Origin of the sequence: uncultured Lactobacillus sp., assembly GCF_944327175.1 — a bacterium.
Lineage (GTDB): Bacteria > Bacillota > Bacilli > Lactobacillales > Lactobacillaceae > Lactobacillus.
Genome location: NZ_CALVGT010000055.1, coordinates 46,885 through 62,629 on the forward strand (window position 1 = coordinate 46,885; position 15,745 = coordinate 62,629).

Consider the following 15,745-nt stretch of genomic DNA (forward strand, 5'->3'; position numbering starts at 1 on the left):
TTAAGATCCAAGCTTGATGATTCTGTGGGGGGACAGACCGATGCAAGAACCAATGTACATCAAAATTCACAACCAGCTGCGCCGGGACATTGAAAACCATGTCTACCAGGTGGGGGACCGGATTCCAGCCGAACGGCAGCTGGCCGAGCAGTTCAAGGTGTCGCGAATGACCCTGCGTCAGGCCATCAAGACCCTGGAAGAAGAAGGGATTTTGGAAAGACGGCTGGGCAGCGGGACTTACGTGGCCAGCCAGAAGGTCCAGGAAAAGATGTCCGGGATCATGTCCTTTACTGAGATTACCCGGGCCAACGGGCAGACCCCGTCCAGCAAACTGGTGTCTTACAAGATCACCCAGCCTTCCCTGTCTGAAAAGGAGCGGCTGGCCCTTGAAGGCGGCGACAAGGTTCTGCGCATGGAGCGGATCCGCTATGCCGACCAGGTGCCAATCTGCCATGAAATCGTGACGGTGCCAGAAGACCTGATCGCGGCTTTTGCCAAAGAAGACGTGTCAAGCCACCTTTACCAGACCTTGGAAAAGCAGGGGGGCTACCAGATTGGGGATGCAACTGAGTATATCTCAGCCACTGTCGCCAATGAACAGGAGGCCCGCCTGCTCAATTGCCGCCGTGGGGAAGCCTTGATTACCCGCCGGCAGGTCACCAAACTGGCCGATGGCCGGCCCTTTGAATACACGCGGGCTTCATACGTGGGTGAGCGCTTCGAATTTACTTTCAGCAAATAGCCAGCTGGATAGCTGAATAAGAGAATGACAAAGAGACAGGTTCAGTCCTGCCTCTTTTTGCTTCCTTTAAAAAAGGGCAAAAGATGGAACTTGCTTTTGGCGGCAGGGGGCGAATTTGCTAAAATGGACTTGATACTATTAGCTAATGATTAACGAGGCACTATGAAAAGCATACTATTCCGCCTATATCTGGCAGTCATGAAATTTTTGGCCCGCTGGCAAAAAGAAGACCCCAACACATACGTGATTTTGAACGGGGCCGGCCGGTCGGGGTCAAATGGCTACCTTTTTTATAAATATCTGCGCCGCGAGCACCCGGAAGTCACGGCCTACTTGATCGAGCCCTGGCCTTCTTCCCACCTGCCCTGGTCAGACTGGCAAAAAATCGGCCGGGCCAAGTACGTCTTGACCACCCACCAGCCCTTCAAGGTCCGGAAAAGCCAGGTCAACCTGGCCCTCTGGCATGGGATTCCGCTAAAGCGGATGGGGACCATGGCCAACAATACTCAGCGCCGGGACAACCAGAGAAATGAAAAGCTCTGGCACAAGATGGCCGACCTGGTCACCGCCAGTTCGGAACTCTATGAAAGCTTGATGAGCGCCTGCATGGGGATTGAAGGTCCCCGCTATGTCCAGCTGGGTTTCCCCAGAATTGATTCCTTGCTCAAGTCTCCTTATAAGAAAGAACAGCTTCTGGCTGACTTTTTCTCCTGCCAGGACCCGGAGGCCCAAGTAGGGATCTATGTGCCGACTTTCCGCTATGAATTGGAAGAGCCGGAAGTGATGGAGCGGATTAAGGAAGGGAACTTTTTTGCCTTCAGCGACTTCGACCTGGCCGCTTTAGACCAGGCCCTGGCTGCTAGAAAGCAGTACCTCCTGGTCAAGCTCCACCCTTGGGAAATGAAGCTCTTCAGCGACTTCCACTTAGCGGCCAAGCACGTGGCCTTTTTGAACAATTCCGATCTTTTGGCGAAAAAGCTGGACCTCTACGAAATCCTGGGAGCCACCGACTTCCTCATGACCGACTTCTCTTCGATCTACTTTGACTACCTCCATTTGGACAAGCCGCTGATTTTCATCACCAACTACCTGGCCCAGTATGAAAAGACCCGGGGCTTTTTGCTGGGGCCTTATAAAAAAATCGTCCCTGGTCCCTGCGTGGCCAGCCAGGCTAACCTGGTCAAGCAGCTGGGTGAAAAAGACGGGTATGGCCTTGAGCGGAAAAAGTGGCTGGAGCTGAGCGACCAGGCCGACCACGGCCAGGCCTGCCAGACAATTTTTGATTACTTAAGCGGGGTCTGATCCTTGAAAAAAACTTTTCTGAACATCTTCTATAACGCGGTCTACCAGGTCTTCCTGGTCCTGGTGCCCTTGATCACGGTTCCTTACCTGTCCAGAGTCCTGGGCCCGACGACCTACGGGATCTATTCCAGCGTCAACAACACGGTCCAGTTTCTGATGATTTTCTGTGTCCTGTCTTTATCCAATATCGGGGTCAGAAGCATCTCTAAAGCTAGGGCCAAAAACAAGAGCGGGGAACTGACCGAGGCCTTCTGGGGCTTGTGGTACTTCCAGTTTATCGGCGGCTTGGTAACCATCGCCTTGACTGTCTTGACCTGCTTGGCCCTCAAGGTCCGTTACTGGAACTACTTCCTGCTGATGCTGCCATACTTGATTGCCGCCCAGTTTGACATCTCCTGGTTCTTCCAGGGCCTGGCTGATTTTGGCCGGGTGGTCTTAAGAAACACCATCGTCAAGGTCGTCAGCGTGGTCTTTATCTTGCTTTTGATCAAAAGTCCGGCTGACCTGTGGAAGTATTTCTTGATCATGTCCGTGTCTACTATGCTGGGTTCCTTTGTCTTCTGGTTCAGCATCGGCAAGTATGTCGGCCGGCCAGTCAAGCATTTCTATCATTTCGTGGAAACCCGCCGGGCGATCATGACCTTGATGATTCCCCAGATCGCGACCCAGATTTACACTTCCTTGGACAAGCCCCTTTTGGGCCTCTTCCAAAATACGGCCCAGGTCTCTTACTATGATAATTCCCAGCGGATTTCCAACATGATCCTGGGGGTTATCACCAGTATTTCTCTGGTCATCATGCCACAGATGGCGGTCCAGGGGAAGGAAACCCAGAAGAAGGTCTTGAAGAAGTCCCTGGAAGCCACGACCATGCTGGGAACCATGTTTGCCATGGTGGTCATGGCCAATACCAAGGAATTCGTGCCCTTTTTCTTCGGGAAAAAATATATCCCGATGACCCCCTTGATGTTCTTCTTCACCTTGACCATCATCTTGATCCCTATGGGCGGGGTCTTCGCCAACCAGTTTGCCCTGGCCAACAAGCGGGACAAGGACTATGCCATTCCGGTTACGATCGGGGCGGTCCTGGAGCTGGTCTTCAGCTACTTTTTGGACCGGCCTTTCGGGGCAGCAGGGGCCATGGTGGCGATCCTCTTGACTGAAGCTGTCGTTCTCTTTCTGCGCTGCTGGATCGTGCGGGATGGTTATGACTTCAAGGAAACTTTCAGCGATGTGCCCAAGTGCTTTTTGGCCATGGGGATCAGCCTGGCGGCAGGGATGCTGTGGCCTTGGCAGATTCCAAGTGCTTTTATCAACATGACGGTCAAGTCCCTGGTCATTATAGCCTTGTACCTGGCCATTCTCTGGCTCTTGAAGTTTGACTTGAACACAGACTTGGTCACGATCGTCAAAAAGCGCTTGAAAAAATAGCTACTAATAAGGAAGAAATCAGCAAAAATAAACAAAGAAAGCGTGTAAGCATGGTAAAAATCAATATTTTGGGCGTTGGCTTCGACAAGTACAGCCTGGCGGAATTTGAAGCCCGCTTTTTGGACCGCTTGCGGAAAAAAGAATCCACCCTGGTGGTCACGGCCAACCCGGAAATCGTCATGGCCGCTAAAGAAGATCCGGAATACCGGGAAATCATCAACAATGTGGCGGATTACGTAACGGCTGACGGGATCGGCATCATCAAGGGGGCCAAGATGCTAGGGATGAAGCTGCCGGAGAGAGTAACCGGCTACGACCTCTTTTGCTGGTACCTGCAAATCGCCAATGAAGACCACTTGCGGGTCTACCTGATTGGGGCCAAGCTAGCCGTAATCGCTGCCGTTAAGGAAAAAATCGCCAAGGACTACCCGGGCATCGACTTAGTCGGCGCTGAGGATGGCTACTCCCAAGATGCCCTGCCGGAAATTGCCAGCCGGATCGCCCAAAGCAGGCCCGACCTGGTCTTCGCGGCTCTGGGCTTTCCTAAGCAGGAGAAGCTCCTGGCCATCTTGCGCAAGCAAAACTTGCCAGCTAGCATGATGGGGGTGGGCGGCAGCTTTGACGTCTTCGCCGGCGCCGTCAAGCGGGCACCGAAGCTCTTCCAGGATGCCCACTTGGAATGGTTCTACCGGCTCTTGAAGGAACCAAGCCGGATCGGCCGGATGATGGTTTTGCCAAAATTCGTCGTGGAAGTTAAAAAGAGCAAGAAGCGGGACAAGCAATAATGAAAGTACTGCATATTAACGCCGGCCTGGAAAGCGGGGGCGGGCTGACCCATATCGTGAACCTGCTTTCCCAGGCCAAAAAGGCGGGGCAGGATTTTGACATCTTGACCTTTGCTGAAGGGCCGGTTGCCCAGGCTGCCCGGGAAAAAGGGATCAAGGTGATTGTTTTAGGTGGCTCCAGCCGCTACGACCTGGCCCTGCTCAAGCGGCTGAAAAAGACAATCAAGGATGGGCATTACGACCTGGTCCACAGCCATGGAGCCCGGGCCAACCTTTTTGTCAGCTTGATCAAGTCATCCTTGCCTTGTCCCTGGCTGATCACGGTCCACTCGGATCCGGCGATCGACTTTGAAGGACGGGGAATCGCGGGGAAGATTTTTACCAAGCTGAACCTGCGGGCGATCAAGCAGGCCGATGGTGTCTTTGCCATCACTCCCCGTTTTGAAAAAATTCTGCTGAATTACGGAGTAAAGCCCAGCCGGATTTACGTTATCTATAACGGGATCAGCTTTAGGGACAATAGAAATATAGCAGGCAAGGAAGACCACGCCGGCTTCAACATCATCAATGTTGGCCGCCTGGAAAAGGTCAAGGGGCAAGATCTTTTGCTCAAGGCCTTTAAAGCAGCCAATTTGCCGCAAGCCCACCTCTATATCGCCGGCAGCGGCAGCCAGGAAGCGGACTTGAAAAAATTACGGCAGGATTTGGCCTTAACCGACCAAGTGACTTTTACCGGCTTTTTGACCCAGGAAGAATTAAGGCAGCTCTACCGGAAGATGGACCTGGCCGTCTTGTCTTCTTACTCAGAAAGCTTCCCCCTGGTCTTGCTGGAAGCAGCCGACAACCTGCTTCCACTTTTATCTACTGACGTGGGCGGGGCCAGGGAACTGATTCCAGAAGGAAAAGGCTGGGTTGTGCCGGTCAACGAAGAAAAAAACATGGCCGGTCAGTTAAAAGCAATCGCGGCTTTGCCAAAAGAAGAGCTCGCAGCAATTGCCCAAGCGGAAAAAGCCTATGCCCGCCAGCACTTTTCCCTGGACCGGCAACTGGCTGATGTTCTGGCCGGCTACCAGGCCTGCCTGCAAGGAGAAAAAGCATGATTCCCAAAATTATCCACTATGTCTGGGTGGGCGGCAATCCCAAGTCCAAGACCATCCAGACCTGTCTGGCCTCTTGGCAAAAGCGCCTGCCGGACTATGAAATCATCGAATGGAACGAAGATAAGCTGGACCTGAATGCCAACAAATATGTCAAGCAGGCCTACCAGGCCAAGAAGTGGGCCTTCGTTTCCGACTATGTCCGGGCCAAGGCCCTCTATGAAATGGGCGGGATCTACCTGGACACCGACGTCATGGTCTTAAAAGATTTTGACGACTTGCTAAATGACCGGGCCTTTATCGGCTTTGAAAACAATGACTACCTGTCCGCTGCAATCATCGCGGCGGAGAAGGGGCATCCTTTTATGGCTGACATTCTGCACTACTATGACGACCTGGATTTTGCCTTTGACCAAAAGGACCAGCTGGCCGGGGTCAACTCCCTGTCTGTCACGGAAATTCTCAAAGAAAAGTATGGCCTTAAGACCGGCAACCAAGAACAACTATTAAAGGAAGGAATCCATGTTTATCCAGACGGGATCCTCTGCAACCCTTCCCCTCAGTCCCGGTCCATTCACCTTTTTACCGGGACCTGGATGGAAGGAAAAAATTCCTGGAAGCACGACCTGGTCACCTTTTTGAAATTACATATCCGCAGTCAAAAAGCTGCAAAAATTTACTACCAGCTCTTCAGACGATAATTTTTTAAAGAATCTCGTGAAAATACATTTCTGAAAACAGGGACTGCATTTTTTGAGTATAATTAAAGGTAGAAAACACGAAGTAGAAGATTGCGAGGCAGCAAATGAGAGAGTTGCAAAAGAAAATTGTCGAATATGAGCACGTTTTGCCGGAAATCGATCCCCAGGAAGAAATCCGCAAGACGGTTGACTTCTTAAAAGGTTACTTGAAGGCTAACCCCTTCTTGAAGTCATATGTTTTGGGGATTTCCGGGGGCCAGGACTCAACCTTGACCGGGAAGCTGACCCAAATGGCAATTTCCGAAATGCGGGAAGAAACTGGCGATGACAGCTACAAGTTCATCGCTGTCCGCCTGCCATATGGCGTCCAGGCCGATGCCGCTGATGCCGCTGACGCGGTAGCCTTCATCCAGCCGGATGTGGACTTGATCGAAAACATCAAGCCAGCCACTGACGCCATGGTGGCGACCTTGAAGGAAACGGGCGTGGAAATGACCGACTTTAACAAGGGCAACATCAAGGCCCGGCAAAGAATGGTCATGCAGTATGCCATTGCTGGGGCTAACGAGGGCGCGGTTGTGGGGACTGACCACGCGGCCGAAAACTTCTCTGGCTTCTACACCAAGTACGGCGATGGCGCGGCTGACCTGACCCCGCTCTTCCGTTTGGACAAGCGGCAGGGCAAGCAGCTCCTGGCTGCTTTGGGCTGCCCGGAACACCTTTATTTGAAGGCCCCGACGGCCGACCTGGAAGAAGAAAAGCCATCCTTGCCGGATGAAGTTGCCTTGGGCGTGACCTACGAGGAAATCGATGACTACCTGGAAGGCCGGGAAGTCAGCGACCAGGCAGCGGAAAGAATCGAAGAATTGTGGACCAAGAGCGAGCACAAACGCCACCTACCGGTTACAATTTTTGATGATTATTACAAAAAATAGGGGCAGATTTGGTAAAAAACTTGTTTCAAGCGCCAATTTTTGCTATATTAATCGTGTCATAAGGGAGTAACGGCAAGCATAGCTTGCGACAAGCCCAACAGCCGGGAGCCGTGTTGGTTACCTGGGCTTGTCTTAATTAGTGAGACTTATGTGCTTTTGTTAAGGGGCACGTAAGTCTCTTTTCTTTTTAAAGGAGGAAAATACTGTGGCTAAGAAGTATTACAGCCAGGACATCCAGGGCACTCTAGCCGAGTTTGGCTCGGACGCCAACCATGGGATCAGTTCGGCTGAAGCCAAGAAGCGCCTGGACCAATACGGCCCGAACGCTTTGGCCGGCAAAAAGAAACGTTCAATGTTTGCCCGCTTCATGGACCAGTTCAAGGACTTGATGATCATCGTCCTGCTGGTTGCCGCTGTTTTGTCCGGGGTAGTTGCCCAGGAATGGACAGACGCGGGGATTATTTTAGTAGTCGTGCTTTTGAACGCGGTCCTGGGCGTGATCCAGGAAGCTCGGTCAGAAGCAGCGATTGAAGCCTTGAAGGACATGTCCACGCCAAGCGCCAGGGTGCGCCGGGACGGAGCGGTAATTGAAGTTCCGTCAACGGATATCGTGCCAGGTGACGTGGTCTTGCTGGAAGCCGGTGACGTGGTTCCGGCCGACCTGCGTCTTTTGGTAGCGGAAAGCTTGAAGATTGAAGAAGCGGCCTTGACCGGGGAATCGGTTCCGGTGGAAAAGAGTAATGAAACCCTGCATGGGGAGGACATTGCCCTGGGTGACCGGATCAACATGGCTTACTCCAGCACCAACGTGACCTATGGACGCGGGGAAGGTGTGGTTGTCGCTACGGGGATGAACACGGAAGTCGGCAACATCGCCAAGATGCTGAACGAAGCTGACGAAACTGACACTCCTCTTAAGCAGAACTTGAACCAGCTGGGCAAGACCCTGACTTACATGATCCTGGCCATCTGTGTGGTCGTCTTCATTATCGGGGTTATCCGGAACCCGCAGCATGAACCGATGAATGCTTTGCTGATCGACATGTTCTTGACGGCGGTTTCTCTGGCAGTTGCCGCTATTCCAGAAGGTCTGCCGGCGATCGTTACGATCATTTTGGCCCTGGGTACCCAGACCATGGCTGATCACAAGGCTATCGTCAGAAAGCTGCCAGCCGTTGAAACCTTGGGGGCAACGGACATCATTGCTTCTGACAAGACTGGTACCTTGACCCAGAACCGGATGACGGTGGAAAAGGTCTACTACGACGGGATCCTGCATGATGCTAGCGATGACATCGACTTGACCAACCAGGCCTTGATTACCATGCTTTTGGCCAATGACACCAAGATTCAAGACGGAGGGGAGCTCTTGGGTGACCCGACTGAAACTGCCCTGGTGCAATATGGCTTTCACAAGGATCTGCCAGTTAATGACTTTTTGGCAGAACACCCACGGGTACAGGAAGTACCATTTGACTCTGACCGGAAGTTGATGAGTACGGTCAACAAATATGACGGCCAGTTTATGGTTGCCGTCAAGGGCGCGCCGGACATGCTTTTGGAAAGAGTCAAGTATGTCAACATTAACGGCGAGCTGAGCGAAATCAGCGCTGAACAAAAGAAGGCCATTTTGGAAAGCAACAATGAAATGGCCAAGCAAGCCCTCCGGGTCTTGGCGATGGCTTACAAGGTTGTTGACCAGCCATACGGTGACCCAACGACTGATAATGTTGAACAAGATCTGATCTTTGCCGGTTTGGTCGGCATGATCGACCCAGAGCGTCCGGAAGCCAAGGACGCGATCGTGGAAGCTCACCGGGCCGGGATCAGAACGATTATGATTACTGGTGACCACCAAGTTACGGCGCAGGCGATTGCCGAACGGCTGGGCCTGGTTGAAAAGGGCCGTAACGATGCCGTGATTACCGGGGCGCAATTGGACAAGCTGAGCGACGACTACTTCACCAAGCATGTCGGTGACTACAGTGTTTATGCCCGGGTTTCACCAGAACACAAGGTTAGAATCGTGAAGGCCTGGCAGGCAAATGGCAAGATCGTGGCCATGACTGGTGACGGGGTCAACGACGCGCCGAGTCTGAAGCAGGCCGACATCGGGGTCGGCATGGGGATTACCGGTACGGAAGTCTCCAAGGGCGCGGCTGATATGGTTCTGGCTGACGACAACTTCGCGACGATCGTGGAAGCGGTCAAGCAAGGGCGGAAGGTCTTCGCCAACATTCAGAAGGCGATTCTGTACTTGATGAGCTGCAACGTCGGCGAAGTATTGACGGTCTTCTTGATGACTTTGCTGGGCTGGGATGTTTTGAAGCCAGTGCAGCTTTTGTGGATCAACCTGGTAACTGACACCCTACCGGCGATTGCCTTGGGGGTTGAACCGATTGAAAAGGGGATCATGAACAAGAAGCCGCGGGGGAAGAATTCCAACTTCTTCTCAGGTGGCGTGGCCAGCTCAATCATCTACCAGGGGATCCTGGAAGGTGCTTTGGTCTTGACCGCTTATGGTTTGGGTCTGCACGTTTTGCCGCGGGGGACTAACCCACATGAGGACGCCTTGACCATGGCCTTCCTCACTTTGGGACTAATCCAGCTCTTCCACGCGGTCAACTCCAAGTACGTGAAGCAGTCAATCTGCCAAAAGAGCACTTTTGCCAACAAGTGGTTTAATGGCGCGATTGTTCTGTCAGCCTTGATTATGGCGGCAGTTGAATTGCCATTCTTGACTAGAGTCTTCTCAGTTTCAGAATTGCACCTGGACCAATGGCTGACTGTCTTGGGGATGGGCGTTTTGATGATCGTGATCGTCGAAATCGTTAAGTTCTTTGAGAGAAAAGCTGATCAACGGAACAATTAAAGATAATAATTAGCAAAAATGCCTGGACGTAAGTCCGGGCATTTTTTTGCGTGAAAAGAAAGGCAGAGTGAAATTGTAATTGCTTGAGCCGGCTGCAATAATCTTTATATTATGTTAATAATAATGAGGTATCTGGAGTAAATAATAATATAAAGCGCTTTTCTTAGAAAAAGTATTGACGTAAGTTCAGATTGAACTATAATCAAAGGAGAAAAGATCACAATTTGTTCACGTTTGTGCTGTGTTAAGTTTTGGAGGAAAGAGTATGTTGACCAGAACGAGAAAAATATATGTGGGAGCAGTAGCGATCTACTTGCTAATAATCGCAGGACAAGTGGCGTATGCTATTTATGACAATCCTACCCCGTTTAAAGATAACACATACGCCTTTGATTATTTGTTTGATACGGTTCAACCGTTAGGGGTTGATGAAACTATGATTGGTGCTATTGCTATTTTTCTGTTTGTACCAATTATTGGGGCCGCTTTAGCAATCTATATTAAGAACAATCACGAGTTGTACAATGTTGTGGGGCGAACAGGTTGGAAAAAATTTTTTGCTAGAAATATAAGTTATACGTTTTTGGGCGGATTAGGCTTATATTGGTTGGGCTGTCTGTTAGAAGGGCTGATTATCAGTATTTTCTACCATGGCTTTGTTTATATGCCGTACAACGAAATAATACTGATTCGAGGGGACAACTATCTCTCACTTAACAATTTGGCAAATCTTTTGATCAAGATTACTCTTTTTGGCATAGGCTGGGGAATTTATGCTGTATTTATTTTCAGTGTGGCTTTGTTCGTTAAGAAAAATAGTCTTTGTCTGTTTTTGGGGCCAGTTGTCGGTTTTATAATAACGCTAACAGGAAATATATCATCTGATATTGGAGGCACTTTATTTATCGTTTCAAATATCTGGAATACTACCAACATTATTAATCCACTGGAGAATGCCACGGTGGAAAATCCATCCCCGGCAATCTATTATCTAAATTACGCAACGACCGCGGTTTTCTATATTACGCTAACTGCTTTCCTGTTAAGAATTTGGTACATGAAGAATGTAGAGAAAGGCTAGGCTGGAATGACTTATGTTGGTGTTAATGTATATTTGCCATGCAATAAAAGGTGATTAAAAAGCGGTTCCATACGATTGTGTTAAAATAAATACAGTTATTTAATCAAATTTATCAAAAAGTATTGACAGTAGGAGAGAGAGGACTATAATCGGAGGTGTGAATAAATAAATTATTCACTTGTTTATGTATCAAATGTATTACAAGAAAGAAGGATGAAAAAATGAAACATAAAGTATTATCGAAGGTAGCTTTATGTGGAATGTTGTTGTTACCGTTTGCTAGTGCGGCTGTTGTTCAAGCAGCGGGAACCTGGACTATTAGTGTTGAAGATGTCTCATCTTACGGAAGATGGAGCAGTTGGGGAAATCCTAATGTTAAGCAGACACAGTCGTCTTACGCTTCATTTAATGGAGATGCTCTTCCTGGTTCGAGCAGACGAATTTGGGTGAAGCTTATTAATAATAAGGCACAAAGACGCTCCAATACAGTTGTCTTAAAGAAAGACAAGACCGTACACGCTGGAAATAATACTGGCCTCAGAGATCGTAAGTATTGGGGGGATGCGCGGACTGGGAAAAATGATCCCCATGCAACGAGAGTAAAATTCCACTTTAGCGCAGACTATAAGTAGCCACCGGCTGCTATTTAAAAGGCAAAGGAGTAGTGGAACTCTTTTGCTTTTTGTGTGTAGAGGAAAAATGTTAACTAAAACTAAAAAGATTTTTTTTATAGCAACTGTTATTTACTTGCTAGTCATCATAGGGCAAGTGGCGTATGCAATCTATGACAATCTTCCAGTATTAAAAAGCAACAATTATGCCTTTGACTATTTATATGATATGGTCCAATACGGTGGTGCAAATGAAACTGTAATTGGAGAAGTTGCTAGTTATCTATTAGTGCCCATGATTGGTGCTGGTTTGGCTATATATATGAAAAATAGTCATGAACTGTATAGTATCGTTTCACGAATTGGCTGGAGTCAATTTTTTAAGAAAAGTATAAAATATACTTTTTGGGGCGCAACAATCCTTTATTGGTTGGGCTGTCTGATCGAAATGGTGATAATAAATATTTTCTACCATCACTTTGTATACCAACCATTTGCACAAGATATTCTGATCCGTGGAGATGGCTACTTTTCACTAAATAATTTAGCTAATTTGGTGATCAAGACCATTCTAAATGGATTTGGTTGGGGAATTTTTGCAATTTTCATTTTTAACCTAGCTTTGTTTGTCAAGAAAACCAGTCTTTGCTTCTTTTTAGGTCCCGTTATTGGCTATCTTATAACAATTCAAGAATCTTTATCTGGGGATATTGGCGGAACGGTGCGTGTGCTTTCAAATATCTGGGATACTACCAACATTATGAACCCTATAGAGAATGCCATGGTGCAAGATCCCTCTCCGGCAATCTATTATTTAAATTACGCAACGACCGCGATTTTCTATATTACGCTGACTGCTGTTTTGTTAAGAATTTGGTACATGAAGAATGTAGAGAGAGGGTAAATTATGCTAAAAACGCGTTATCAGCGCCTAATTGCCATAACACTCTTTTTGGACTTTGCGGTCAGCCTGTGGTGCGGCCTGCAGTTTGCGATGGATGGCGGAGAAGGCGAGATGCCAATGTATTATCTGAACGCCAATTTGATTAGCTTATACATCCAGCCGGGTCTAACCGTCATGGCAGCCGTCCAAATCCTCTCTTTCCGCTCAGTCCGGCCGCTTCTGGCTCCCCGCGGTAAAATGGATTACTTTGACCAGCGCCTGGCCCAGCTGCTCTTCTTAGATTTGGCCATCTACCTTGTTTTCTCCATCGTGCCCTATTTCTTTGGCAAAAATCCCTGCTTCCGCTATGGCCCGGCCTGGAAGGGCATCCTCTTGCTCTTGATGCATTACCTGCTGTTCATTGCCTGCTTTATGTTGATCTTGCTCTGCATCAAGATCAAATATCCTTTCTTTATTATCGTTTTTGCCAGTACAGTACCTATTCTTTACCATTACTGGCTGGAGAAAACCTGGCTTTTACCGAAATACGCTAATATTTATGACCCACTCTGGCGGGCCATCCACCACATGTATATACTCTAAGTCGAGGAGGAGTTTGTATGTTGAAAGTATCACATGTTAAGAAGAGCTTTAAAAAACTGGCGGTTTTAAAGGACATCTCTTTAGAAACCCAAGCGGGTGAATTGGTCCACATCTCCGGTGTCAACGGTTGCGGCAAGTCTACCCTGTTCAAAATCATCGTTGGCCTCTTAAAAGCTGACAGCGGGGAGATCCACACTGACAAGGATGACTACCTCGGTGCCTTGATCGAAAACCCTGGCTTTATCGAATATGAAACTGCCTGGGACAACTTGACCTTTTTAGGTCACTTCAACCACCGCTTCCAGCCCGAAAAGACCCGGGACCTGCTCAAGGCCTTTGACCTGGATCCGGATAACCCGCAATCCGTCGGCAACTACTCAGTCGGGATGCGGCAGAAGCTGGGGATCATCCAGGCCGTGATGGAAGACCAGAACATTATCCTCCTGGATGAACCAACCCGGGGGATCGACAAGGAAGGGGTTGACCAGTTCGTTAACCTTATGAAAAACTTGCGCAGTGAAAACAAGACCGTCATCGTGGCCAGCCACGATGAAATTCCCGGCCTGGTCTACGACCGCCGCTTAAGAATGAAAGACGGGATCTTGCTGGCCGAAGAGTAAAAGTTGGCATTTTCCGCCCTGACCAGCTACAATAATCCCATGATTAGTGAACAAGAACTGCAGCAGCTGGTCGAAAGCATCTCTCTTGAATCCTTCGGCCGGCCCTTTCTCCACCAAGCGAAAATCAACCGCCGCCTAAAGACAACTGGTGGCCGCTACCAATTATCTGACCATCACCTGGAATTTAACCCGCTCTTTCTTAAGGAAGAAAACCTCCATTATCTGCCGGGCATCATCAAACATGAACTGGTCCATTACCATCTCCACCTGGCTGGCTTGGGCTACCAGCATAAAGACCGGGACTTCAAGCTACTCCTTAAAAAGGTAGGCGGCAGCCGCTATGCGCCAAGACTGGAGGAGAGCAAAATAAGCCGCTGGCACTACCGCTGCCGGCAATGCGGGCAGGACTACTGGCGCCAGCGGCAGGTCAACGTCAAGAAGTATTTCTGTGGCCGCTGCCGGGGAAAATTGGAAAAAATCGCCGGCCCCCTTGCTAAATGAGGGCAGCTTTGCTAAAATATTAAATGTATTTGCGGGCGTGGCGGAATTGGCAGACGCGCAAGACTAAGGATCTTGTGACCGCTTTTGGTCGTGGAAGTTCAAGTCTTCTCGTCCGCACTAAGATAAGGAGTCGTTGTAAGACGGCTCCTTTTTTGTTGATTATTTAAACTTGCTTTTCCTGCAATCTGTTATAATTGATAGAACACAATGCAAGATGAATAGAAGGGTGTGCGAATGTACGATTCTGAAGCCAGACAGAAGACCCTGAACCTGACGATCAGCGCGGTCTTTGTGGCCATTCTGCTGCTGGAAGCTTTTATTCCCAATGTGGGTTATATCACGATTTTGCCGGGCCTGCCGGCCATCACCACGATTCCCTTGACAGTCGCGGTCTTTGCCTCTTTAAGAGGACCTAAAGCTGGCGCGGCCTTTGGCCTGGTCTGGGGCCTGACTAGTTTGATTAGGGCATATGCTGCTCCAAACGGCCTGGTTACCATTCTCCTTTTCCAGAACCCCTTGATTGCCTTATTGCCCCGGGTCGCTGCCGGCTGGGCAGCGGGCATGGCCGGGCAATTGACCGATAAATGGGATAAGGAGAGCAGGAAACCTCTGGCTTACGCCTTAAGCGGCCTTTTAGCTTCAGCGGTCAACACGCTCATGGTGATCCTTTTGTCTGACTTGGTCTACTTCAGTCATCCCCAAAAGCTGGCTTTAGCCCTGGGGGCCAAGAGCGGGCAGTCTTTGCTGGTCATCCTCTTTACGGCCCTGGCCGTCAATGGCATTTTGGAAGCAGTCTTCAGCGGTTTGATCACGCCGCTCATTACCGCGCCCCTCAAGAAGCGACTGAAGTGGCGCTAGAAAGCAGATAAGTATGGCTGGACACAGAAAAACACGCAAGGGTAAGCAGACGACCACCATCCTCGTGGTCCGCGTTTTTGCCATCATCCTCTTGTGCCTGGGCTTGTTTGTAGCCTTCCGCTACTACCGCCGCCAGGCCTTGCAGCAAGAACAGATCCGCCAGGCTGAACTGGCCAAGCAGGAAGCAGCCGCTAAGCTTTTGCGGCAAAAGAAGGCATTTATCAAAAAAGTGGGGCCGATCTCGCAAAAAGTTGACAAGGGGACCGGCCTTTTGCCAAGCATCACCATCGCCCAGGCCTGCCTGGAAAGCAACTACGGGCAAAGCGCCTTATCCCAGAAGTACAACAACCTCTTCGGGGTCAAGGGGACCAGCCCTAACACTTCAGCCGTGATGACGACCAAGGAGTACAGCAAGGGCAAGTGGGTGACCGTCAAGGCCCGCTTCCAGATTTATGATTCTTATGAGGCCTCCATCCGGGCCCACGTCCGCCTCTTCCAGCAGGGAACCAGCTGGAACAAGGACCAGTACAAGGATGTTTTGGCAGCTAAGGACTATAAGAGCCAGGCCAAGGCCCTGGTCACTGACGGCTATGCCACCGATCCGGATTACTCGACCAAACTCATCAATTTAATTGAACAATACAACCTGAATAAGTACGATAATTAAGCAGGTTTGACAAGGCTGCCAGAGCTTTTTGGCAGCTTTTTTTGCTATAATGGATA

Annotated in this window: 16 protein-coding genes and 1 tRNA gene; all 17 read left to right on the top strand. The window is 49.5% G+C overall.

The annotated features are described in order from the left end of the window. Nucleotides 1-40: 40 nt before the first annotated feature. The 17 genes from Q0J41_RS07430 (at nucleotide 41) to Q0J41_RS07510 (ending at nucleotide 15,689) form a co-directional block, all read left to right on the top strand. A complete protein-coding gene (locus tag Q0J41_RS07430; RefSeq protein WP_296228004.1) occupies nucleotides 41-742 on the top strand; it encodes a GntR family transcriptional regulator in 702 nt (233 codons plus the stop codon). Between the two features lie 162 nt (nucleotides 743-904). Beyond that, entirely contained in the window at nucleotides 905-2,044 is a 1,140-nt protein-coding gene (locus Q0J41_RS07435) for a CDP-glycerol glycerophosphotransferase family protein (protein ID WP_296228006.1), read from the top strand. Between the two features lie 3 nt (nucleotides 2,045-2,047). Further along, a complete protein-coding gene (locus Q0J41_RS07440) occupies nucleotides 2,048-3,475 on the top strand; it encodes an oligosaccharide flippase family protein (protein WP_296228009.1) in 1,428 nt (475 codons plus the stop codon). 50 nt (nucleotides 3,476-3,525) lie between these two features. After that, nucleotides 3,526-4,260: a WecB/TagA/CpsF family glycosyltransferase gene (locus Q0J41_RS07445; protein WP_296228011.1), complete on the top strand. Its 735-nt coding sequence runs from the start codon at nucleotides 3,526-3,528 to the stop codon at nucleotides 4,258-4,260. Continuing rightward, nucleotides 4,260-5,360, top strand: a complete 1,101-nt coding sequence (locus Q0J41_RS07450; protein ID WP_296228013.1) for a glycosyltransferase — start codon at nucleotides 4,260-4,262, stop codon at nucleotides 5,358-5,360. The genes Q0J41_RS07445 and Q0J41_RS07450 overlap by 1 nt, the downstream gene beginning before the upstream one ends. Continuing rightward, complete coding sequence (locus tag Q0J41_RS07455; RefSeq protein WP_296228016.1) at nucleotides 5,357-6,058, top strand: glycosyltransferase; 702 nt, start codon at nucleotides 5,357-5,359, stop codon at nucleotides 6,056-6,058. The genes Q0J41_RS07450 and Q0J41_RS07455 overlap by 4 nt, the downstream gene beginning before the upstream one ends. Before the next feature lie 104 nt (nucleotides 6,059-6,162). After that, nucleotides 6,163-6,993: an ammonia-dependent NAD(+) synthetase gene (nadE, locus tag Q0J41_RS07460; RefSeq protein WP_296228018.1), complete on the top strand. Its 831-nt coding sequence runs from the start codon at nucleotides 6,163-6,165 to the stop codon at nucleotides 6,991-6,993. Between the two features lie 205 nt (nucleotides 6,994-7,198). Further along, entirely contained in the window at nucleotides 7,199-9,865 is a 2,667-nt protein-coding gene (locus tag Q0J41_RS07465) for a calcium-translocating P-type ATPase, PMCA-type (RefSeq protein ID WP_296228020.1), read from the top strand. Between the two features lie 265 nt (nucleotides 9,866-10,130). Beyond that, nucleotides 10,131-10,946 carry a hypothetical protein gene (locus Q0J41_RS07470; RefSeq protein ID WP_296228023.1) on the top strand — a complete coding sequence of 272 codons (816 nt, stop codon included), beginning with the start codon at nucleotides 10,131-10,133 and terminating at the stop codon, nucleotides 10,944-10,946. A 221-nt stretch (nucleotides 10,947-11,167) separates the two neighbouring features. Continuing rightward, nucleotides 11,168-11,578: a choline-binding protein gene (locus Q0J41_RS07475; RefSeq protein ID WP_296228025.1), complete on the top strand. Its 411-nt coding sequence runs from the start codon at nucleotides 11,168-11,170 to the stop codon at nucleotides 11,576-11,578. 67 nt (nucleotides 11,579-11,645) lie between these two features. Then, nucleotides 11,646-12,461 carry a hypothetical protein gene (locus Q0J41_RS07480; RefSeq protein WP_296228027.1) on the top strand — a complete coding sequence of 272 codons (816 nt, stop codon included), beginning with the start codon at nucleotides 11,646-11,648 and terminating at the stop codon, nucleotides 12,459-12,461. A gap of 111 nt (nucleotides 12,462-12,572) precedes the next feature. Beyond that, nucleotides 12,573-13,043 (top strand): hypothetical protein, encoded by a 471-nt coding sequence (locus tag Q0J41_RS07485; RefSeq protein WP_366937248.1) that lies wholly within the window; start codon nucleotides 12,573-12,575, stop codon nucleotides 13,041-13,043. A 17-nt stretch (nucleotides 13,044-13,060) separates the two neighbouring features. Next, the gene (locus Q0J41_RS07490; RefSeq protein WP_296228032.1) at nucleotides 13,061-13,663 is read left to right on the top strand and encodes an ATP-binding cassette domain-containing protein; all 603 of its coding nucleotides are present in this window, start codon (nucleotides 13,061-13,063) and stop codon (nucleotides 13,661-13,663) included. 42 nt (nucleotides 13,664-13,705) lie between these two features. Continuing rightward, nucleotides 13,706-14,164, top strand: a complete 459-nt coding sequence (locus Q0J41_RS07495) for a SprT family protein (protein WP_296228059.1) — start codon at nucleotides 13,706-13,708, stop codon at nucleotides 14,162-14,164. 31 nt (nucleotides 14,165-14,195) lie between these two features. Continuing rightward, nucleotides 14,196-14,281: transfer RNA gene (locus tag Q0J41_RS07500), tRNA-Leu, on the top strand. A gap of 117 nt (nucleotides 14,282-14,398) precedes the next feature. After that, nucleotides 14,399-15,022, top strand: a complete 624-nt coding sequence (locus tag Q0J41_RS07505; protein ID WP_296228035.1) for an ECF transporter S component — start codon at nucleotides 14,399-14,401, stop codon at nucleotides 15,020-15,022. 13 nt (nucleotides 15,023-15,035) lie between these two features. Continuing rightward, nucleotides 15,036-15,689, top strand: a complete 654-nt coding sequence (locus Q0J41_RS07510; RefSeq protein ID WP_296228037.1) for a glycoside hydrolase family 73 protein — start codon at nucleotides 15,036-15,038, stop codon at nucleotides 15,687-15,689. Nucleotides 15,690-15,745: the final 56 nt, after the last annotated feature.